This is a genomic window from Oscillatoria salina IIICB1 (assembly GCF_020144665.1).
GTDB lineage: Bacteria > Cyanobacteriota > Cyanobacteriia > Cyanobacteriales > SIO1D9 > IIICB1.
This window is the reverse complement of sequence record NZ_JAAHBQ010000039.1, coordinates 1-22,490: the sequence shown is the minus strand read 5'-3', so window position 1 is coordinate 22,490 and position 22,490 is coordinate 1. Positions and strand designations below refer to the sequence as shown.

13 protein-coding genes are annotated in these 22,490 nt (G+C 41.2%); 7 read left to right on the top strand and 6 right to left on the bottom strand.

The annotated features are described in order from the left end of the window. Positions 1–61: 61 nt before the first annotated feature. Complete coding sequence (locus tag G3T18_RS13110) at positions 62–1,099, top strand: glycosyltransferase family 2 protein (RefSeq protein ID WP_224411010.1); 1,038 nt, start codon at positions 62–64, stop codon at positions 1,097–1,099. A gap of 250 nt (positions 1,100–1,349) precedes the next feature. Here the strand turns inward: G3T18_RS13110 and G3T18_RS13105 are convergent, their stop codons facing one another. Further along, positions 1,350–2,336 (bottom strand): glycosyltransferase family 2 protein, encoded by a 987-nt coding sequence (locus G3T18_RS13105; RefSeq protein WP_224411009.1) that lies wholly within the window; start codon positions 2,334–2,336, stop codon positions 1,350–1,352. A gap of 3 nt (positions 2,337–2,339) precedes the next feature. Next, positions 2,340–3,788, bottom strand: coding sequence for a GumC family protein (locus tag G3T18_RS13100; RefSeq protein WP_224411008.1), 1,449 nt, complete (start codon positions 3,786–3,788; stop codon positions 2,340–2,342). 216 nt (positions 3,789–4,004) lie between these two features. On the opposite strand from G3T18_RS13100, the gene thiO reads away from it, so the two are divergent. After that, entirely contained in the window at positions 4,005–5,078 is a 1,074-nt protein-coding gene (gene thiO, locus G3T18_RS13095; RefSeq protein WP_224411007.1) for a glycine oxidase ThiO, read from the top strand. 194 nt (positions 5,079–5,272) lie between these two features. Here thiO and G3T18_RS13090 read toward each other — a convergent pair whose 3' ends face one another. Continuing rightward, positions 5,273–10,492: a malectin domain-containing carbohydrate-binding protein gene (locus tag G3T18_RS13090; RefSeq protein ID WP_224411006.1), complete on the bottom strand. Its 5,220-nt coding sequence runs from the start codon at positions 10,490–10,492 to the stop codon at positions 5,273–5,275. A gap of 585 nt (positions 10,493–11,077) precedes the next feature. Between G3T18_RS13090 and G3T18_RS13085 the strand changes: the two genes are divergently transcribed. Further along, positions 11,078–11,503 carry an FHA domain-containing protein gene (locus G3T18_RS13085; protein ID WP_224411005.1) on the top strand — a complete coding sequence of 142 codons (426 nt, stop codon included), beginning with the start codon at positions 11,078–11,080 and terminating at the stop codon, positions 11,501–11,503. 37 nt (positions 11,504–11,540) lie between these two features. Here the strand turns inward: G3T18_RS13085 and G3T18_RS13080 are convergent, their stop codons facing one another. After that, the gene (locus tag G3T18_RS13080) at positions 11,541–12,611 is read right to left on the bottom strand and encodes a phosphotransacetylase family protein (protein ID WP_224411004.1); all 1,071 of its coding nucleotides are present in this window, start codon (positions 12,609–12,611) and stop codon (positions 11,541–11,543) included. An 81-nt stretch (positions 12,612–12,692) separates the two neighbouring features. After that, positions 12,693–13,202 (bottom strand): type IV pilus biogenesis protein EbsA, encoded by a 510-nt coding sequence (gene ebsA, locus G3T18_RS13075; RefSeq protein ID WP_449868008.1) that lies wholly within the window; start codon positions 13,200–13,202, stop codon positions 12,693–12,695. Positions 13,203–14,031: 829 nt separating this feature from the next. Between ebsA and G3T18_RS13070 the strand changes: the two genes are divergently transcribed. The 4 genes from G3T18_RS13070 (at position 14,032) to G3T18_RS13055 (ending at position 21,742) form a co-directional block, all read left to right on the top strand. Continuing rightward, positions 14,032–16,062 (top strand): response regulator, encoded by a 2,031-nt coding sequence (locus tag G3T18_RS13070; protein ID WP_224411003.1) that lies wholly within the window; start codon positions 14,032–14,034, stop codon positions 16,060–16,062. A 134-nt stretch (positions 16,063–16,196) separates the two neighbouring features. After that, complete coding sequence (locus G3T18_RS13065; RefSeq protein ID WP_224411002.1) at positions 16,197–16,988, top strand: potassium channel family protein; 792 nt, start codon at positions 16,197–16,199, stop codon at positions 16,986–16,988. 115 nt (positions 16,989–17,103) lie between these two features. Next, positions 17,104–21,270 (top strand): response regulator, encoded by a 4,167-nt coding sequence (locus tag G3T18_RS13060; protein ID WP_224411001.1) that lies wholly within the window; start codon positions 17,104–17,106, stop codon positions 21,268–21,270. A gap of 10 nt (positions 21,271–21,280) precedes the next feature. Further along, the gene (locus G3T18_RS13055; protein ID WP_224411000.1) at positions 21,281–21,742 is read left to right on the top strand and encodes a regulatory protein RecX; all 462 of its coding nucleotides are present in this window, start codon (positions 21,281–21,283) and stop codon (positions 21,740–21,742) included. A 59-nt stretch (positions 21,743–21,801) separates the two neighbouring features. Here G3T18_RS13055 and G3T18_RS13050 read toward each other — a convergent pair whose 3' ends face one another. After that, positions 21,802–22,383: a mechanosensitive ion channel family protein gene (locus tag G3T18_RS13050; RefSeq protein WP_397333945.1), complete on the bottom strand. Its 582-nt coding sequence runs from the start codon at positions 22,381–22,383 to the stop codon at positions 21,802–21,804. Positions 22,384–22,490 lie beyond the last annotated feature (107 nt).

Below are 22,490 nucleotides of genomic sequence, written 5' to 3'. Positions count from 1 at the left end.
GTTGGGAGTGAGAAGCTTAGTTTTGTCGTAAACCAGCAAAAATTAGTGGTGAGGAGTAGAGATGAAATTGGATGCACGAACAACTAAAATTAAATTACCAAGCTTTTCGATTATTTTAGAAACGGAAAATCTTTCTACAGCAGATTTGGGTGATTTGTATCTGTCTCTAAATTCATTGGTAGGACAAAATCCTTCCCCAGCAGAGGCGAATGAGGTTATAATCGTTGATAGTGGGGATACACCGCAAGAGGTATTACAAGAGTTGCGATCGCGTTTTCCTTGGTTAAAATTACACCAGGCTCCTCCAGGAATTAGCTACTATCAAGCAAAAATGGAAGGCGCAAAAGTCGCTACCGGAGACATAATTGTTTTATCCGACTCGGATTGCGTTTATTCTTCCAATTGGCTGTACGATATCTTAGCAGCTTTTACGGAAAATCCGCAAGTGAATGTAGTCGCGGGAGAAACAGCTACTCGCGGGGATAACCCTTACGGTTTAGCGATGCACTTTGCTTACATTTTTAATGGTTTTTCCGGACGAAAACAAGCTTACGAATCGACAAGATATTATTGCAATAATGTAGCATTTCGTCGCGATTTTCTCCTCGCTAATCCGATTACTTCTGGTTTACCTCTGTATCGCGGTAATTGTTCGATTCATGCAGAAAGTTTAATCCGCCAAGGCGATTATATTTTAAGATTACCAAAAGCTCAAGCTACTCACGCACCTCCGAATGGTTGGAATCATTTTTTCTGGCGTTTTCTGTTAATTGGTAGAGATAATGTTTTGATGCAGCGTTTGTTAAATGATTTTGATAAACAGCCTCAAGCTGTTAAACTGCCAGTTAAGTTGAAAACTAGAATTGGTAATCTTTTCCCAATTTTACGTCGAGTTAAAAATGTCCGATTTTTGCAATTAATTTACTTACCGATAGCAATTCCAATTGCTTTGGTTTCTTGGTTGCTAATTTTTTGCGGTCGAGTTATTACTTATTTTAGTCCTGATTATTTGCTGGATGTTTATAGTGAGGTTGAGGGGACTGTTTATGAAGAAAAACCTGTGTCTGCTAGTAAGGAATTGAATTTACCAAAAGTATAGTTGGTAGTCGGCGCTTTAGCGCTGTAAGATGAGGACTAAAGTCCTTACTACGAACTGAGAAATTAAGTTGGTAGTCGGCGCTTTAGCGCTGTAAGATGAGGACTAAAGTCCTTACTACGAACTGAGAAAATCAAGTTGGTAGTTAGTGCTTTAGCGCTGTAAGATGAGGACTAAAGTCCTCACTACGAACTGAGAAAATCAAGTTGGTAGTTAGTGCTTTAGCGCTGTAAGATAGAAAATAAAGTCCTCACTACGAACTGGAACTGGCTTTAATTTTAGTGTCATAAATTGCGCGAAACTGACGCAATTTCCTGACCAAATAATTTGATAATTGTGGTGGTAGTAACTGAATAAGCACCGATTTTAAGACTAAGCGAAGAAACTTAAAGTTTAATAACAATTTTGGATTTAATTGGCTGGCTTGTGCTAATCTATTAATTGCTTGTAAACCAGCCTGCGAATCTCCTTGACGGTCGAGATACAATCGAGCAATTAATTGATAAATATTAGCTAAAGTTTGCGGTTTTAAATATTGGTAATCTTCGCCAGCATTGTGATAAGCTTTTTCTACTACCAGCAAACTATATTTTTCTCTGGCTTCTATATTAGCCGAAATCGAACCAGGAAATTGACGGTAAAAAGTTTGATATTTAGGAACTAAAACAAACGGATATTTAGCTGCTAATCTTAGCCAAAAATCCCAATCATGCGCCGATTTTATTTCTGAATTAAATTCACCGACAGACTCAATTGCTTGCTTGCGAATTAAAGGAATTGAACCACAAACCAAGAAATTAACTAACAACATTTGCTGGTAAACATTACCTTGATAAAAAACTGGTTCCTGGTAATACAAAAAATTACCGTTTGCGTCGATAAAACTAGCCCAACTGTAAGCTACACCCGCTTCAGGATGCTTTTCTAATGCCTCTAATTGAAGCTGTAGCTTGTCCTTTGTCCAAAGGTCGTCGGCATCCAAAAAAGCAATAAACTCGCCTTGAGCAAGCTTTAAACCACGATTCCGGGCGGCGGCTGCACCTGCATTATCGCCAGTAAAAACTTGCAAACGAGGTTCGACAATAGCTTGGAGAATGGTTAAAGTACGATCGCGCGAACCATCGTCAACAACAATTATCTCCCAACGAGCATAAGATTGTTGTTGAACCGATCGAATTGTTTCTAAGATAGTTGATTCGGCATTATAAGCAGGAATAATCACCGAAACCAAAGGCTGCATAAGTTAACGTTTCAGAACAGGTAAATTAACAATTTCGCTTGGTTGTGGCTTTTGCTGCTGTTGTTTGTGGATTTGGTGCGATCGCCACCACAAAGATATCATTCCGGTAGTTAAAAAGAAAGAACACATTGCCGTACCCAACCAAACATACTTTACTTTCGGGGCAGTCGGTTCATCTGGTAAACTTGGCTGGATCAGTAATTGAGTTTGGGGATAAGAAGAAGCAATCTTCGATTTACTCAAATCCAACTTAGTTAACGTCGAAGTAAACACCGCTTCCGCAATTTGCACATCGCGACGCAAATTTTCCAATCCTGACTCTTGCTGCGCTTGCAATTTTAAACGACTTTCCAGTTGTTCGATTTGACGAGTTAACTCTTGCGCTTGTAAAGCCAATCCTTGCTGCTGAGATTGTAGCGAAATCAACTCTTGAGAAAGAGTATCTCGCGCACTCGCTTCACCACTGTTAGCAAGATCTGGTAATTCTAGAGTAGAGCCATTTACAGGTTGTCCTAACAAAGCCGCGCTACGTCTTAACAAAGCCGCTTCCGCAGTATCTTTTTCTCTCTGTTTGGCGATTACCGTCGGATTAAGAGGTAAAAACTTCGATTGTAAAGTTGCCAACTCGGTACTAGCGCGATTATAATCAGCCAAATGCTGCTGAAACAAAGGATCGGATTTAAGGACAAAAGAATCGTTAGCTTGAGTAGTAGATAGCTCTAAATCTTGAGATAATTGTTGAAAGCGTCCGCTAACCTGCTGTAACTGAGCCAAAGTTTCCGCTCGCAGTCGGCGTAATTCTTCAATATTAATTGAAAGATCCCGTAACTGCTCTGAGGAACTCAAACCCGAACTAGCTTTATACTCAGATAAACGCTTTTGCGCTGAGAGCAAATTTTGTTGTGACTCTTTAAGCAAATCCTTTAAACCACTATCTTGCTGTTCAATTTCCTGAAGTCGCAGTTGTTCGAGCTTAGTTTGGAAAGCATCTTGAAAGGCGATCGCCTTTTCTTGGGCTTGTTGAGGACTATCTCCGCGAATCTCAAACCGCATCAAGGTTGTATTATCCACAATTTTAATCCGAGGTTCGCCAAAATCCTCTTTCGGTAACTCCACCTGACTAGCGGCTGAAGTAATCACCTCATCACTTTCAGCAATAAACTTATAATTTTCCCTCGGATCGTGATTATCATGACGATAAGGCGACTCACTTTGAGAATCAGCACGTCCAATTCCCGGTACTTCCACACTCGTCGTCGCATCAATTCCCGGAAGACTAATTGCCCACTCGCTAGTATAAGTCGGCTCAGTAACTTGTAGATAAGTAATCGCAGCGCCCCAAACCAAAGCATTAGACAATAACCCTAAGAAGAAATAACCCTTCCCAGGATTGTGCGCTTTGATTGCGTCAGGATTATAGCGGGGAATTACTGGAGATTCAGTCGTAGTCATCGATCGATTATCTTCGCGCTAAGAGTACAGAAAAAAATAAATACACAGCTTGTCAAGGAAAATATACTCCTAAGATTAGCACTCTGGTTGGAGAAGAGACATTGAGTAAGCAGCGAGATCCATTTCCAGCTTGGTCATAGTTTTTAGCTTTTAATTGATTTTACTGCCTACGAAAGTGGCAAACTGTTTAATAGCGACTATATTAAATTGAGCTATATGAATCAATCTACTGACATAATTATTATTGGTGGTGGCATAATTGGACTTTCCCTAGCCGTAGAATTAAAACTGCATTCTGCTTCAGAATCAGTAACAGTCCTCAGCCGCAATTTTTCCGAAGCTGCGGCTCATGTAGCCGCCGGAATGCTTGCACCTCAAGCAGAAGCAATTGACTCTGCACCAATGTTAGATTTGTGTTTGCGTAGCCGCGCCATGTATTCTGACTGGACTAGCAAACTCGAATCGCTCACCGGAATCGAAACCGGATATTGGCAATGCGGCATTCTCGCCCCAGTTTATCAGACTCCCGAGCAAATTACAGCTTTTTGGCTAAACAAAGATGCTATTCATCAATTTCAACCAAATTTAGGTTCAGAAATTGTCGGCGGTTGGTGGTATCCTGAAGATTCCCAAGTAGACAATCGTCGCGCCTTAGCTACAGCACTCAAAATTGCGGCGATCGCGTTAGGTGTAGATTTACGCGAAAATGTCGAAGTTCAAGCCATTCCCCAACACCAAAGTCAAGTTACCACACTCATAACTAACCAAGGCGAATTTTCTGCTTCCCACTACATTCTTGCTGCGGGGGCTTGGGCTGGTAATCTTCTTTCAGTGCCAGTTTATCCGCTCAAAGGACAAATGCTCTCCGTGCGGGTTCCTAACTCATTTAGCGAACTACCTCTCCAACGGATACTTTTTGGAGATAACTGCTACATCGTACCTCGTCGAGACGGCTTAATCGCGATCGGCGCTACAGTGGAAGATGTCGGTTTCGAGCCAGAAATGACTCCTGCGGGAGTAAATACCTTGTTAAATCGAGCAATTCGACTTTACCCCCTCTTAAAAGATTTTCCCATTCAAGAGTTTTGGTGGGGATTTCGCCCGGCAACTCCCGACGAATTACCCATTCTCGGTGCTAGTCCCCTAACAAATTTAACCTTTGCTACTGGTCACTATCGTAACGGCATTTTACTTGCACCAATTACCGCCAAACTGATTACCGATTTAATTTTAGAAGAAAAAAGAGATCGTCTCTTAGAAGCGTTTCGTTGGGATAGATTTGGTGATTAGGGATTGGGGACCCTTGGATTGGGGATTGGGTAATTGGGAATTCGGGATTGGGAAACAAGCAGGACTTGGAAGAGGGGGATAAACTAGTAAATGCACCGTACGTGATAACTGAACCCAGTCCCCTCCTCCCCACGCTAGTTAACGTGACATCTCCCACTCTGAATTAAAAATTACAGAGTGGGCTTCCAATCAAGCTAAACGAAAACAGCCGCTCCCGTCAAAGGCAAGAAAGCATCTTCAATCACCGAAGTTGTACTACCGCTACTGACAACCACATCAAGTAACTCACTGGTTGGATTATCAAAACTTGGCAGGATACCACGAATGCGATTATCCGAGACAGACGTGATATTTGCCAACTCGCCTCCAATCGTCACACTCGTATCATTCGGGTCAAAATTGAGACCACCAATCACAAACTCATTACCACCCACAGCCGGAGCGCGCCAAGGGAAGATATCATAAGCAGAAGGATTAACCGCCGTCGGGTCAACAGGTGTAGCCACAGTCAAGTTATCTTCTTGGTAGTCTACACCAACAATCGCACCGCCCGGACCAATTATTACATCAAGCCCATCTGCCGCATGGTTCCCGTAAATATCCTTAACCTGAGTTACACCATTATCGCCCGTAAGTGGGTCTACATCACTACCATCCTGATTCAATGCTATGTTATAGAGTTGACCATTGTACTTTTGAGCCAAAAGCGTGCCGCGCATCCCTCCTCCAAATGCCTCCGCACGATATTCAGCAATCCCGTTAGTAGAAGGACTAAATAAGGCAAGGGGCGACTCGAAGGCTGGATTTTCAGGATCGGTTGCACCATAATACACATTCTGCACCGGATCTGTCTGACCACGACTACGGTTGGGATGACCGTAATATTTACCTTCTTCGATCGCGTGCAATTGGTCGGGTTCGGACCCGCCACTAAAAGGTTCTTGGGTCGTTGCAGATGTAGACTTCTGACCAAAACCACCATTAGCACCATTATCTGTAGCATACAGCTTGTTATTAGTTCCCCAAACTAAGTCATAGGGGTTGCGTAGACCACTAGCGTAAACCGAGATATCCACCCCAGGTACAACAGTTGCCTCATCGCCCCAAGTTTGGCTATCTGCCGGGTCAAATGTGAGTCCGTCTGGGGGAACAAAGTCATCAGGTAGAGTATATTCGATCGCACCGTTAAAATCAGGCTTGCTGATTTCTGCTTTGAGAATAGCAGCCGAGAAAGGTGATTCAGGAATGCCACCGATCGCACTAGCCTCAATCCCAGCGTTAGTATTACCACCGACAGCAATGTAGAGATCGCCGTTGTTATCGAAGTCAATACCATTAATCCCGTGATCGTGATTCGAGACAGGTAGCCCAGTGATTAACGGTGTTAAGCTTGAAAAATTAGGACCTTCGAGGAGCGAAACTTGACCGCTATAGGGAGAAAGTTCAGTTTCGGGGAAAGCACCACCACCATTGGCATAAAGTTGGCTATGGGTGACGTAAATGGTAGGTGAATCAGAAGTATCGTAGGGATTGAAAGCAATTCCCAAGATACTAGAGTTGGATAAACCTTGGAGAGTGTTAACCTGCTGCGTGTCGATAACGTTGTAATCGTCATCAAACTCGTAAATTGTGATTTTGCCGCCGTAGGCTGAACCCACGTAGAGACGACCATCGGGACCCCAAGCTGCGGTGCTGGGATTATTAGAGGAAATGGTCTTAATTATTTCAAATTCAGGTTCAACTCCGTCATCATCCTTCACCTGCACGGGTCGATCTTCAATGCTGATGCCGTTGTAATCATCATCTTGGCTGATTGCAGTATGGCTGATATACACGGTCTGATTCGGCTCTTCAATTTCATCATCCACAGCCGTTAGCGTAATTGTTTGCGGTTGATTCCAGTTGCTCGGAGTGAAGGTGACACTGTTGTGGCTGAGGGAAATTTGGCTATTGTTCCCATCCAGATGAATCGTCACATCTGATGATGGCTGGGAGTTAAGCTCAATTGAATACTGGTAGCTATCTGACCCTTCAATTCCTCCTTCATAAATAGTGTTATCGGGGTCAATATTTTCCAGAATGACGTGTGGACCTGAGATGGGGATAAGTTCGATCGCCGAAATTTTAGCGTTGTCTTTGCTCGCTACAAAGTTTAGATTGAGAACTCCATCCTGAACCACTACTTGAGGAATTGAGCTGGTGTACTCTGTATCGTGACCTTCAAAGAAGGCATTATCTGTTACCGAGTAAATATCAAGGTCGTCAATCTCCAGTATGCCTTCTGCTGAGACATCAAAAACGCGCTGGTTGAAATCTTCCCAGTAAATTTCTGCAAAATGTAATTTGACCTGGTATGCCCCATTATCCACGGGAATGGCATAGGAGAAGTTAGTACCAAAGCGCTCGGTTTGGTAGATTGGATCGTCTTCGATACCGTCGGGATGGACGATGTCATCAGTAGTGCTGTAAGTACCGCCACCGATAAAGTGTTGATCTGCTTCCCAGACATTACCAAGGGGATCGGTATACTCTGAACCGCCAGCGTTAATCCGAATGACGCTTGGGTTAGGAGGTTCTATATCGGTATCGTTATCACTAACACTCACATCGATCGATATGGGACTGAGCGAACCGTAATTATTGTCAGCACTGGCGATCGCGTGAGTAATTAGATCGCTGTGAGTTGCTGCTTCGTCCTCTGTGTCGTCTACGGCGCTGACGGTGACAAGCTGGGGTAGATCCCAATTTTCTGGCGTGAAAATAAGCTGAGTTGGGTTAGTGCTGACTTGCCCATTGTTGCTTAAAGTCACTGTCACTGTATCGCTGGGAGCTGTTTTGAGGGCGACGCTATAGCTGTCACTATTACCACCTTCGGTTACATCAGTGCTACCATTCGTCTCTTGAATCTCCAATCCTGGGTTAGGCTCGCTTAGACTAATTAACTCGATCGCTGAGAGTTTGGCGTTATCTGTCAATGTGGAGAAGTCCAGATCTAACTGACCGTCGTTAACTGTCACATCTGACTGATAGATATAAGCCGTATCTGCTCCAGCAATGTCGTACAAGTCTAAATCATTGAGAATTAACTGGTCTTCTATATAAGTGTCAAAAACCCTTTTGTTTGAAGCGTTCCAGTAAATTTCGGCAAAGTGCAGCTTGATTTGGTAATCGCCGTTATCGACGGGGATGTCGTAAGCTAGGTTTTTAGCGTAACGCTCGCTTTGGTACAGTACATCGTCGTTAGTACCGCTAATATTGCGACCGATGCTGTAGGTCTTGCCATTAGCGTAGAATGAATCTGCTGCCCAAAGATTACCATTGCTATCGGTATACTCACCACCACCGACATTGATGCGAATCGCATTGCTCGGTGGTGGTACATTGCTATCATTATCATTAACTGCAACGGTGAGCGATGGTAAACTGAGCGAGCTATAGTCTGGGTCAGTGGTGTCGATTGTGTGGGCGATTTGGCCAGTGTGAACATCAGCCTCATCCACGTTATCGTCAACTGCTGTCACCGTGATGGTTTGGGGCTGATTCCAGTTACTCGCATCAAAGCTAAGTTGGCTGAGGTTGCTGCTAACTTGCCCGTTGTTACTCAGATTAATAGTTACTTCCGATGTCGGGGCTGTGGTGAGAACCAGACTATAGTTTTGCCCGCCGCCACCTTCGCTAACAGTTAAGTTATCTGGCTGAATAATAACGTTTGGTGTAACCTTGACGAGCGGAATTAACTCGATCGCTGAGAGTTTGGCATGATCTTTTAACGTGGAGAAGTCCAGATCTAACTGACCGTCGTTAACTGTCACATCTGACTGATAGACATAAGCAGTATCTTTTCCAGCAATGTCGTACAAGTCTAAATCATTGAGAATTAACTGGTCTTCTATATAAGTGTCAAAAACCCTTTTGTTTGAAGCGTTCCAGTAAATTTCGGCAAAGTGCAGCTTGACTTGGTAATCGCCGTTATCGACTGGGATGTCATAAGCTAGGTTTTTAGCGTAACGCTCGCTTTGATACAAGGCATCGTCGTTAGTACCGCTAATATTGCGACCGATGCTGTAGGTCTTGCCATTAGCGTAGAATGAATCTGCTGCCCAAAGATTACCATTGCTATCGGTATACTCACCACCACCGACATTGATGCGAATTGCATTGCTTGATGGGGGTGGAGGAGTGTCATTATCACTTACGGCAATGTTTAACGATTCAGGACTGAGTGAGCTATAGTCTGGGTCAGTGGTGTCGATCGTGTGGACGATTTGACCAGTATGAACATCAGCCTCATCCACGTTATCGTCAACTGCTGTCACCGTGACGGTTTGGGGTTGATTCCAGTTACTGGCATCAAAGCTAAGTTGGGTGAGATTGGTGCTAACTTGCCCGTTATTACTCAGATTAACAATCACTTCCGATGTGGGCGCGCTGCCAAGGACAACGGTGTAGCTATCACCAGCGCCACCTTCGGTGACTGCAACCCCATTCGCCTCAATAATTAGAGATGGGTTTGCCGGGTTCGAGTCAGGCAGATATTCGAGAACGGAAATTGTCGAAAGTTCCCCAGTGACTCCGTTACTATCTTCGATAACGGCGACAAGGTGGTTTAGCCCGCCTTCATCATCCGATCTTGTTAGCGTGACGGGAATATCTAGGGTGCCATCTGCACCGATTGTGCCGGAAAACTCGTTGACCCCGATCGCTGTATTAGCTTCAAAGGGATCGGGATCGAAAACGTAGCCGTTATCTGTAAATAAAGCTCCTTCGACGAGTAGCAAGCGCACCTTTTCACCGCTTGGACCACTAATCCGCGCTATCTGGTTGGCATTGTTGACAATGCTATTAGAACCAGTGACTCCGACTATTTCTAAAGTTGGGGCAACGGGTAGTTGCGCTTGAACGTAGGCTTGGGAACCATCAAGACTGTCTGGTTTGCGGAAGGTTCTCGCTGTAGTAATGCTGCCGTCCTCGAAAGTGATGGTGATGGTTGCACCTGTTAGTTCTAAACCGGAAATACTAGCAGATTCACCCGGACCGGGTGCGGGCATCCCGCGCACGCTGGTGGGGTCATTATCGATCGAGAAGGAAAAGTTTTCTCCTGGATCGAAGTCCGTAAAATTAATGTTGACAACGTCGTAGCCATCGTCATGAAGGCTGTCGTAACTGAAGCCGTTGTACCCGGTTCCTCCTTCGTTGTTGACTTGAAAGTCTTTACCAACAGGATCGCCTGCTTGACCATAGGGATCGAAAACTAGATCGGGGAATATTGCTGTACTTAAATCCAGAGAAATATTTGCTATTTTAAGACCATTTTGCGATTCGTTTTTGAAGCTGAACGAACCATTATTATAAGTGCTGTTATGAATGTTAGATCCGGGAGGATCGATTTGAAAAAGCGCTTTGCCGTTAGCCATATGAGGTTCTCCAAATTATAAATTTATTTTCAAGAATTCAAACAGGAACTTTTGGTTTTTATAGAGAAAATTGCTAAGTTTATTTTAGTCAATTAATTCTAATTACCGTATCTTGAGGGTGCAGAGAGAACCTATATGCGTTGGCTCCTAAAGATTCCCAATTTGGAAGCGAGAATAAAATAGTAGTAGTTTTCACAGTAACTAACTCCCTGGTTAGAAAGAGGTCAGTGCTTTTTTACCTAGAATTTACTTAGGCTTATTTGTGATGATAGATAATTTCACTAGCTCCGAATAGAGTAAAGCAGTATAATTCACCAAATCTTTAAAAAGATTGCTGATATTTACTAGGTTTTTAAAGCTTTCGTGAAGTTGACCGAAATTAACCGGGGAGTTGTAAAGTTTTTTTGAGTAGCGTTTTACTTATTTAGACTGCGCGATCGCGTCTTTGAAGCGAAATCTTAATCGAAGCGATCGCGTTAAATTAGCTCATGGTAATTGGTAGGGTAGTTGGCAGATGAGGAGCAATCCGCTTAAATTAAAGATGTAGCCTCCTTGACCTTCGGTGGAATCTCCAACGTAATATCTGTGATTAGTTTAACTCTGCTGCATCCCACTAAATCTGTTCCGATTCAAAGTTGGACTTTTGAATCTGAATCGGTCATTAAGATTGGTCGGTCAACCGATAATCATGTAGTTATGTATAGTGCTGTGGTGTCTCGTCACCATCTGGAGCTGATTAATAAGCCTGAAGGCTGGGAAATAGTTAATTATGGGACAAATGGAACTTATGTAGAGGGAGAACCGATCGCCCAAGCTGCGGTAGTAGATGGGATGGTGATTCGTTTAGGTGAGTCTGGTCCGAAAATACGCATTCGGATTGGAGTTGCCGACCCTAATGCGAGTCGCACTCAACCTCGATCGCCAGGCTCTCGCCAAAACAAACATAAAGAACAAGTTACATTTATTACCAACCCTCAAAGGGAAAATTCACCTGAATCTCCTTCGGAGTAGGAGCAGGAATGATTACCTACTCCGAGTGACAAAGAGGTTAAAGTTTGAGTGAGTTAACCAAGCGATCGATATCAAAGTATTGGCTCATTAATTGCTGGATACATTTGACTTTAATCGGTTCGGCGAGGCGTACTTGACCGAAGGCGCGATCGGCTATTTCCACTGTAGTCAGAGTGTCAAGATCTACTGACAAAATTGGGATTTCTAAATCTTCTGCTCGTTGAAGGACTAGGGGTTGGGGGGAAACGTGACCAGTGAGAATTAAACACTGAGTTGAGGTTTCCAGAGCAGCTAGTTGTAAGTCGGTGCGATCGCCTCCTGTGACTACTGCCATGTTTCTGCCTTTCCGAAAATATTCGATAGCAGAATTAACATTCATTGCCCCAATTGTCAAGGTTTCGACCATTAAATCCAAGCGATCGCTGCGACAGAGAACTTTTGCCTTAAGTTGTTGAACTAACTCACGAACGCTAACGCTACGCAACAGATTATTTTTTGGTAACATTCCTAAGACAGGAATCCCCTGTGTTTCGAGGAAAGGTCGCATTTCCCGATTAACAGTTTCTAACAATTCTTCGGGGATACCGTTAATTAAGACACCAATTAAGCGAGAGCCTAACAACTGTTGAGCTGCTAAGAGGCTATCCACGGCTAAAAACGAATGATAGCGAGTTACAACTAGAACTGAGGCATCTACTCGTTCAGCGACTTCGAGAGCAGATAGTCCGAAAAGAGTACCTTCAAACAGCGTTCCCGAACCTTCGAGTAACAGTAAATCGCCACTAACTTCGTTAAGGTAAGATTCCAACTGAACATTGTAGTTGGTGGTATCTTCTCCAGATAAACGAAGCGCGATCGCCTTTTCATCGAGAGACAACAAAGGCTCTAGTACCCGATCTTCTGGTAATTTCAGAATTTCTCTGACAAATTTAACATCCTCTTCCCCTGTTTTGTTAGTTTGACTAGCAGGAAGAGTTCCTAGGGGTTTTCCGTAAGCGACGACAATGCCCTTAGCGTGTAACTGATGAATAACACCCAGAATCGTCGTTGATTTGCCGCTATAGGCTTCTGTCGATCCGATTAATAAATTTTTGGCAGATTTTGCCACACCCTCACTCCTTGACTTTTGTGGTTGTTCGGAAAAATAACTTTTTGGGAAAGACCATAGCTAACCTCATGTTAAGTTGGATCATTCATCTCGGCGCAGTAACTTTCGGTAAAAAGTTTGGGGAAAATCTGTCGTGGTATTGCGCGAGCGCTTGTAGGTCATTAACACTTCAATTAAGTAATTCACAAACTCAGAATTTTGCATAGTTACCTCATAGCTCAACTCGGCATTACCATCAAATTGCAAGCGACAGCGAGTCAAATCCGCAGGTAGTTTAGAAACATACCAACTGGCAACAAAAGGAATGCTCTCACCACCTTCTATTTCTCGCTGACCTTCTAAAGAACCTTGTTGATATAGGGTAATCGCATAGGGAAGTAAATTACGCTTGCTGCCTTGAAAATAGGGCGCATAGACGATTTCTTCTGATTTACTGGAAGGCTGAAGTTTGTCTAGAGACATAGGCAAAAATGCTTTAATCGATCGATAACCTCTAGCGATCGCCAATGAGTTTAGCGATCGCCACGAGTTAGCCAATTGAATTTTTAGTAGGGAAAGATTGAGGGACAATCCGTTCTGTGATGTTCCCAAACTCGTCTACTACTGAGATTTTAACCTTGGCTTGCTTGTTTTCAACTTCTCTAACTGAAATCGCTACCCAGTTTCTCTAGAGATTGTGGATTCAGACAGGGGAATCTACCTTACCTGAGATCAAAAAGCCTCAGCTCAATGCTTGGCGTGCAATTCATCTCGATCTTGACCTTTGTTGAGATCTTTGAGCAAATTCAGCTTCATTAACCCCGAGAGAAGGGGAACTTAGGTTATACGCCAATTTAGCAACGGTCATTAACTAAGGTAGCAAACATCAACTTAGTTTGATTATTAATCATGTTTTAAGTTTTGCTAAAATCAAAGCTAATCAAAGAGAACTTCTACCAGCTTTGTCAATGGTATTATCAAAATTTCTCTCCTTTGGGCAGAAAATAAAGGTTTGAATGGGATTTATCGGCAGAATCCCGCCCTAGAAACAAAAATTTGTTTTGATCGCGATGAAAGACTTTTGTCCCAAGTTATACTCAACTTAGTAGGAAAGGCAACTAAATTTGGCAATTCAACAAATAGCTAGCGATCGCGAATATTTTTACCTCAGATTTACTATTCAATTCACAAGCATCGGCATTGCTAAAAATAAACTTGACAAAACTGCCAAACTTTTGCACAGGTAGTTTCTAGAAAACAAAAACTAAAAAGAAGCCGCTCGATTATTCAACTAGGTAGTTAGCGCAGCCAAGAAAACCCAAAAAAGTTGTTAAGACGCTGGAAAAGCAACTCAAATAGTGTAATAGTAACACCATTTTAGTCTAGAGCCAGCTACAATTTTAACCAGAGTGCAGGCAACTATTTAAATTTTGGTCCAGCTATGATACAAAAAAAATCGGGGCAACAAGAGATTATTTTAATCGTTGATGACAATTCTAGTAACATTGCCATACTCGATGAGTTTCTTCAGCTACAAGGATATCAAGTACGAGTAGCGCAAGACGGCGAAAGCGCACTGGAAATATTAGAACGCGAGTTACCAGATTTGATTTTATTAGATGTCATGATGCCGGGAATAAACGGTTTTGAAACTTGTTCTCGCTTGAAGCAAAATCCGGCTTGTCAAGAAATTCCAGTTATTTTTATTACCGCCTTAGGAGATTTGTCAAACAAAGTTAAAGGTTTTGAGGTAGGAGGAGTTGACTATATAACTAAGCCTCTCCAAGTGGAAGAAATTTTAGCAAGGGTAAAAACCCACCTAAAAATTAAGCACTTACAAACAGCACATAGTCAACACAATCAGCAGTTACAAACAGAAATTCAACGCCGTCTTAGTGTAGAAGCATCCTTGCGGGAAGCACAAATTAATTTAGAAGAAAAAGTTCACCAAAGAACCTCAGAACTGCAAAATATTAATTATTTACTATCAAGAAAAATTTCTGAGTTACAACAAACCAAGTTGGCATTGCAACAAGCGTTAATAGCTGCGGAAGCTGCTTCTGCTGCTAAAAGTCAATTTTTATCAAATATAAGTCACGAATTGCGTACTCCCTTAAATGCTATTCTCGGCTTTAGTCAAATTTTAGTGCAAGATGTAACTTTAACTGAAAAGCAGCAAGAATATTTGGGAATTATTAACGCTAGTGGCGAACATTTACTAAAATTAATTAACGACATTCTTTCTAGTGCAAAGATTAAAAACAATCAAATTATTGTCCAAGAAAACAGTTTCAATTTGGCAGATTTTGTGAGCGATATCGCTACGATGATGCGAGTTACAGCAAGTGCTAAGGGTTTAGAATTAAAGAGCGAACTGGATGCTAATTTACCTGGTTACGTGCAAACTGACGAAAGTAAACTCCGCCAAGTTCTCGTTAATTTGCTCGATAATGCGATTAAATTTACTGATTCTGGTACAGTAACGTTACGAGTAAAGGTAGAAGATCGATCGCTACAAACAACAAATAACTTTTCGCGACTTAAAAAGCATTTTCTCGTCTTTGATGTGGAAGACACTGGTGCGGGAATTAGTCTCGAACAAAAAGAAAGTTTATTTGAACCTTTTGTCCAAACTCGAACTAACCGTCAACCTTCAGAAGGAACTGGTTTAGGATTATCAATATCCCGTGAGTTTGTCAAATTTATGCAAGGAGAAATTACTGTTAATTCTGAGTTGGGAAGTGGTTCGGTTTTTACTGTCGCTATTCCACTTAAGTTAGCTAGAGCAGCCGATGTAGAAATCAAAAATTCCTCAAAAAAACAAGCGATAGCCTTGCAACCAAATCAACCTGATTATCGTATTTTAGTTGCTGATGATTTGCCAGTTCACGGTCAGTTACTTTTGGAAATTCTCGAACCTCTCGGCTTTAATGTTAAAGTAGCGGAAAATGGTCAACAGACACTCGATTTTTGGCGTAGTTGGCAACCTCATTTGCTACTTTTGGATCTGCAAATGCCTGTTCTGAATGGATACCAAGTTCTCCAACAAATCAAGTCTGCCACCTCAAAACAACAGCCAATTATTATTGCTTTAACTGCTAAAGTTTTCAATGAAGATCGACAAAAGGCTTTGGCTGCTGGCTGTGATGATTTTATTAGTAAGCCGTTTCGAGAAGAAACTCTTTTGAGTAAGATAAGCGAGCATCTGGGCGTGCGCTATCTCTATAAAGAGGATTTACCTTCTAATTTGATTTCTGACTTGTCTTTACACTTAACTAAAGAGGATTTACAGGTTATGTCTCCTGAATGGATTGCTCAAATTTACCATGCTGCGCTGCTTGCTGATGACGAACAAGTCCGTGAATTGATCGCCGTAATTCCTGAAGAGCGTAGCGATATAAGTGAGGCTTTAGTTAATTTGGTTAATAACTTTCGCTTTGATATCGTTATTGACTTAATTGAAGAGAGTTGAGATTTTTTTGGGAAGAATTTTCCTAACTAAAAAATTGTTTAACAGCGCTTTCTCTTCGGTATATCCTCAGTTTTTTTCGCCGAGATAGAAAATATTTTATCATCTAAGTTAGACAGAAAAAAGTGGGTGAAAATATGAGCGATCGCGACAATGGCTTTGAATCTCAAGTTACAGATTTATTTGACTACGAGGAGTTCGTAGGTTCGGTTGCTCAACTACTGGCGGAAAGGTTAACTCAAAACGATCTAACTCGTCCGGAACGAGAATTTATCGGTTCTCGTGTTTATCCTCGTCATGGTACTTTAGTAGCTGTCCGTCAAGGTTTGAGTGTTACTACTGTTTTTTTCTTAATTTATTGCTTGGTAAATACTTTTACGCAAGTTTTTAGTAGTTCACCTAATTTTATTTTATCAGTTTTAGCTATTTTAGCGGGATTAATTTTAATTGTTTTACTGGTTTCCGAGGTATTTGTTGGTGCTGGGGTTGAAGTAGAAAAGGAATTCAAACAAGAAGATGATGTGGTTCGCGAATATAAATTTATTCCTTCTTTGAATCGACTTCCTTATCTGTTATTGCCGATCGGACTTGTTTTTTTTACAATAATTTTTGGATTTTCGAGTCTTTATGCCGAACTTTTTCGCCAAAATCCAGGTAATTTTTGGGGTTTAAAAGATGGTTTTTTATCAATCTATTTTTCGGTAGTTACTTTTTCAACAGTTGGATATGGAGACGTACATCCGGCTTCATTATGTTCTCGCACGGCGGCAATGTGTGAAATCTTTATCGCGATGTTTTTTAGTTTAGTGGCGCTATCAACTACACTTTCTTGGGTGACAGCTAACGAGAGACAGCAACATGAAGAATTTGTTAAAGAGCGGATTCAAGAAATTCAGAAACGCCGGGCAAGTCAAGGGAAAGATAAATAATTAATAAATTAAAATAAGTTACACAAGCTTGGTAGTTATTTTCTAGCTAAAATTTTTAGGAAAACAAGCTTGAATAGTTTTGCTTGCCAAAAACCAAATAGGGAAAATTGAATTTATGCAAGATTTATTGCTAAACATATTAGGTAGCAGCTATTTCCTGCCTCATGGAGAGTGTTATGGGTGGAATCCTAACTTAGTGTTTTTGCACGTCACCTCCGATTTAGCGATCGCGGTGGCTTACTATTCAATTCCGCTAGGATTATTATACTTTCGGCAAAAAAGACGGGATCTTCCTTTTCTGAACTTATTTATCTTGTTTGGCGTTTTTCTTGTCGCTTGCGGAACCAGTCATTTCCTGGAAGTGATAACTTTGTGGTATCCTGCTTATTGGTTTTCTGGTGCTTTAAAAGCGGTTACTGGGACGATCTCGGTTTATACGGCAGTGAAGGTGGCGACATTAATGCCTCAAGCTCTAATTTTACCAAGTCCGGAAGAATTAGAACTAGCAAATCGGACATTAGCTGAAGAAAACGAAGCTCGCAAGCAAGCGGAAGCAGAAGTTCGGACTTTAAATGCTGAGTTAGAAGCAAGAGTAGCACGACGCACGGCTGAATTAGAAGCCCAGATCCGGGAGCGATCGCAGGTGGAAATGGCGTTACAACAAGCTGAAGCTAAATATCGCAGTATCTTTGAAAATGCGGTGAGTGGGATTTTTCAGACAACACCAGAGGGGCGCTATTTAAGTGCTAATCCGGCTTTAGCGAAAATGTATGGATATGATTCGCCAGAAAGATTAATTCAGCAATGCACGAATGTTGAAGAACAACTTTATGTTGACATAAATCAGCGTCATCATTTTATTCAATTAATTAACTTATACGGTGCAGTACAAAATTTTGAGTTCCAAGTATATCGCCGCGATGGTAGTAAAATTTGGATTTCGGAAAACGTGCGTGCGGTGCGAGATTCTCAAGGTAAGCTACTTTATTATGAAGGTTTTGTTCAAGATATCAGTTTACGCAAACAAACTCTTTCCGCTTTACGCCAAAGTGAAGAGAGATTTCGCTCCTTAGTTAATAATTTACCAGGAACAATTTATCGTTGTCGCGGCGATCGCGATCGGACGATGGAATTTATCAGCGATGCGATCGAGGAAATTTCTGGTTATCCTAGTAGTGATTTTCTTCACAATCAGGTTCGTACTTTTTTGAGTATTATCGATGCTGAGGACTTAGAAACAGTTGAAACTCAAATTTGCCAAGCTATTGAAGCCAAACAGCCTTATGAAATCGAATACCGAATACGGCGCTCGGATGGCAAAGTAAGATGGATTTATGATAAAGGTCAAGCTGCTTTTAACGAAGTAGGAAAAATCCTTTACTTAGATGGAGCCATTGTTGATATTAGCGAACGCAAACGAGTAGAAGCTCAATTACAAGCCAGCGAAGCAAAATTGCGTCAAGTAATTGATTTAGTTCCTCACTTTATTTTTGCTAAAAACGAACGAGGAGAATATCTTCTGGCAAATCAAGCTATAGCTCAAGCTTACGGAACAACTGTCGAAGAATTACTCGGTAAAAAAGATGAAGATTTTGCGCGATCGCTACCAGAATCAGCTCAATTTTGTGCTGATGATTTAGAAGTAATTAACAGTGGCAAATCCAAACATATTTACTCAGAAAAGTTGACTGATACTGAGGGAAATTCAAGAACTTTGTTGACGACAAAAATTCCCTTTTTTGTCGCGGGACTAGCCACGCCCGCAGTTATGGGTGTTTCCATTGATATTACCGATCGGGTAGAAGCAGAAATCGAATTGAGAGAAAGCGAAGCTGCTATTCGCGCTTTGTGTGAAGTGACTGCTTCGAGATGCCAGAATTTTGCTGAATCCATAGAAAATTTACTAGCAATGGGCAGAGAACAATTTAATTTAGAAATTGGGGTTTTAGCCAAAATTGAAGGCAATAAATATCAAATAACTGCTGCCCAATTACCGAATAATTTACGCGCCCAAGGGACAATTTTAGACTTACGACAAACTTATTGCCACGAAACATTACTAGCAAAAAAACCTTTGTGTATTATTGGTGCAGGAAACCATCATCATTGGCAAAATCACCCTTGCTATCGTGCTTTAAAATTAGAAACTTATATCGGTACGCCTGTAGTTGTCAATGGCAAAATTTACGGTACTTTAAACTTTTCTAGTACCCAACCGCGTCAGAAACCATTTAAAGCGATCGAAAAAGAATTATTAAGATTAATGGCGCAGTGGGTAGGAGGAGAAATCGAACGTGCGAGAGCCGCCACCGAATTAGCCCAAGCCCGCGATCGCGCTTTAGCAGGAATGCGGGCTAAAAGTGAATTTTTAGCAACCATGAGTCATGAAATTCGTACACCCATGAATGCCGTCATTGGGATGACAGGATTGCTATTAGATACAGCTCTCAACCCCGAACAACAAGATTTCGTGGAAACTATCCGTAATAGTGGCGACGCACTGCTAACAATTATTAATGATATTCTCGACTTCTCAAAAATCGAATCTGGCAAATTAGAATTAGAAGAAGTTTCTTTTGAATTAAGAGTTTGCGTTGAAGAATCTCTCGATTTACTTGCTTCAAAGGCTGCTGAAAAAAATCTCGAATTAGCTTACCAAATCGATCCAGAAACACCTCCGACAATTCAAGGAGATGTTACCAGAATCAGACAAATTTTAGTTAATTTACTCAGCAATGCGATTAAATTTACTGATGCTGGTGAAGTCATCGTTTCTGTCACCTCAAAACCCCTGAATGAGTCAGAAACTTATGAAATTTGTTTTGCGGTTAAAGATACAGGAATTGGGATTCCGGAAAAACGATTACATCGCTTATTTAAACCTTTCACGCAAGTAGATTCTTCCACTACCCGTAAATATGGCGGAACTGGACTCGGTTTAGCAATTAGCAAACAGTTGAGTGAAATTATGGGCGGCAAAATGTGGGTAGAAAGTAAGGTCGATCTTGGCTCAATTTTTTACTTCACGATCGCTGCTAAAGCAGTGCCTAGTTCGTCTCTTGTAGAAGTAATGGTTAGTAAATCGCAATTATTAGGCAAAAAAATGCTAATAGTTGATGATAATGCCACTAATCGCCAAATTTTACTCAAACAGGCAGAATCTTGGGGAGCAAAATCCCTGACAGTTGATTCTGGTGCGAAAGCTTTAGAAGTATTGCAACGAGAAACATTCGATTTAGCGATCGTCGATTTACAAATGCCAGGAATGGATGGCATTACTCTGGCTAAAGAAATCCGCAGAATACCCAGTTTGCAACACTTACCTTTAGTGATGTTAACTTCAGTCGGCAAGCCAGAAAATGGCAAAAAATTTCCCGAATTTGCTGCTTTCTTAAATAAACCGATCAAACAATCTCAACTCTTCAACGTTTTAGCCAAAATTTGTGGCGGACAGTTGGTAAAAATCGAACCAACCTACAAACGACAATCACCGATCGACAAAAATCTTGCAGCAAGTCTTCCCTTACGCATTCTTTTAGCAGAAGACAATATGGTTAATCAAAAGTTAGCATTAAAATTATTAGAACGAATGGGTTATCGTGCTGATGTAGTTAGTAACGGTTTAGAAGTTATTGAAGCCCTCGAACGCCAGCCTTACGATCTGATCTTAATGGACATACAAATGCCAGAAATGGATGGGATCGCCGCAGCCAAAGAAATCTGCCAGCGTTGGGAAAATCATCCTCGGATTATTGCCATGACAGCTAATGCGATGAAAGGCGATAAAGAAGAATGTTTAGCTGCGGGAATGGAAGATTATATTAGTAAGCCGATCCAAATTCAAGAGTTAGTTACCGCCCTGAAAAAATCTCAGCCTCAAGTTAAAAATAACCCTATCAAAGTAGCAAAAATTTCGCCAATAACAATGAAAAAACCTGCTATTGACATTAATGTATTGCAAGCTACACTAGATGCAATCGGTGACAACACTCCTGAATGGTTGGAAATCTTAATTGATTCTTACTTAGAAGAGACTACCAAATACTTAGAGCGAATTCGTACAGCAATTTCGGCTGGCGATCGCGAAGCTACTGCCTATAGCGCTCATACTCTCAAGTCTAGCAGTGCTGCCCTCGGCGCGATGACATTTTATCAACTTTGTAAAGATTTAGAAAAAATCAGTGGTAGCGATAACCCGATCCAAGCGCGATCGCTTTTATCTCAACTTGAAACTGAGTATGAAAGAGTAAAATCTGAACTGCAACAACAGCTTATTCATTAAATAACTAATTATGCCTAAATCTTCTTGTCAAGACTATTTTCTGCGACTCTTATCTCGTCGTGAATACACTGCTTGGGAACTACGTCGCAAAGCTCAAGATAAAGGCTATGAATCTCAAGAAATAACTGAAGCAATCGACTACCTTCAGTCAAAAGATTATCAATCCGATAAACGCTTTATTGAAGATTTAATTTCTTCATCTCAAGGTAAATATGGGAAACCTGTAATCATGAATAAATGTTTGCAAAAAGGCATTTCTAGAGATTTATTTGCCGAAGTTTGGAGCGAAACTGCTGAAGACTTACCAGATAACCAATTAGAGGATTTAAAAGCTAAAGCAATGCGAAAATACAAAATAACTGATTTCAACGATCTTGACCCCAAAACTAAAAACAAATTGTGTAACTTCTTAAGTTATCGCGGTTTTAATCCTTTTGAACTTATTCAGCAATGGAGTAGCGATAGTTTCTAGTCAGTCGGTTAGCAACTTATCTAACAATTATCCCAGGAAAAAAATGCTATTTTAGCTTATCAAATACTTGGATTATGCGGAAAATCAGACTCAATTTTTTTATCCTTTTCCGATAAGTAACCAGCCTTAATTGGAAAAGGAATCTTAATACCTTCCCACTGATAGCGCCGATACAACCTCTTTAAAAACTCATGTCTAACAATTAAATGATCGATAAATTTTTTAACTTTCAAATATATAGTAAAATTAATACTAAAATAGTCAAATTTATGGTAACGTAAAAAAGGTTCAAAATTTGGTACTCCTCCGGGTACATATTTCATCACTTCCATAGCCACTTCCAAAGTCACAGCCTCAACTTTATCCAAATCGCTACCATAGCTAACACTACATTCAATTGGTAGCAACATTTCCTTTTTTGGTAAAGTATAATTTTTGAAAGTAGCAGAAACCAACTTAGAGTTAGGAATAACAATCAAATTCTCATTATATTCGCGAATAATTGTGTATCTCCAAGCGATATCTCGCACATAACCTTCTTCCCCAGTTTCTAATTTAATGTAATCTCCAGGTCTAACTTTTTTAGAAGTAATGATATTTAAGCCAGAAAAAAGATTAGCGAGGGTGTTTTGTAAAGCCAAACCAATGGAAACACCACCTACACCTAAAGCCGTTATTGACTGCTCCCCTCCCTCCGCGTTGCTAAAGGGAGGGGATTCTTAAGCCATCCAAAAATGGACTCTTAAAG

Excerpts from the sequence above, each read along its gene's own strand:
- G3T18_RS13110 (WP_224411010.1), top strand. The coding sequence starts at position 62 with ATGAAATTGGATGCACGAACAACTAAAATTAAATTACCAAGCTTTTCG.
- G3T18_RS13105 (WP_224411009.1), bottom strand. The coding sequence starts at position 2,336 with ATGCAGCCTTTGGTTTCGGTGATTATTCCTGCTTATAATGCCGAATCA.
- G3T18_RS13100 (WP_224411008.1), bottom strand. The coding sequence starts at position 3,788 with ATGACTACGACTGAATCTCCAGTAATTCCCCGCTATAATCCTGACGCA.
- thiO (WP_224411007.1), top strand. The coding sequence starts at position 4,005 with ATGAATCAATCTACTGACATAATTATTATTGGTGGTGGCATAATTGGA.
- G3T18_RS13090 (WP_224411006.1), bottom strand. The coding sequence starts at position 10,492 with ATGGCTAACGGCAAAGCGCTTTTTCAAATCGATCCTCCCGGATCTAAC.
- G3T18_RS13070 (WP_224411003.1), top strand. The coding sequence starts at position 14,032 with ATGATACAAAAAAAATCGGGGCAACAAGAGATTATTTTAATCGTTGAT.
- G3T18_RS13065 (WP_224411002.1), top strand. The coding sequence starts at position 16,197 with ATGAGCGATCGCGACAATGGCTTTGAATCTCAAGTTACAGATTTATTT.
- G3T18_RS13060 (WP_224411001.1), top strand. The coding sequence starts at position 17,104 with ATGCAAGATTTATTGCTAAACATATTAGGTAGCAGCTATTTCCTGCCT.
- G3T18_RS13055 (WP_224411000.1), top strand. The coding sequence starts at position 21,281 with ATGCCTAAATCTTCTTGTCAAGACTATTTTCTGCGACTCTTATCTCGT.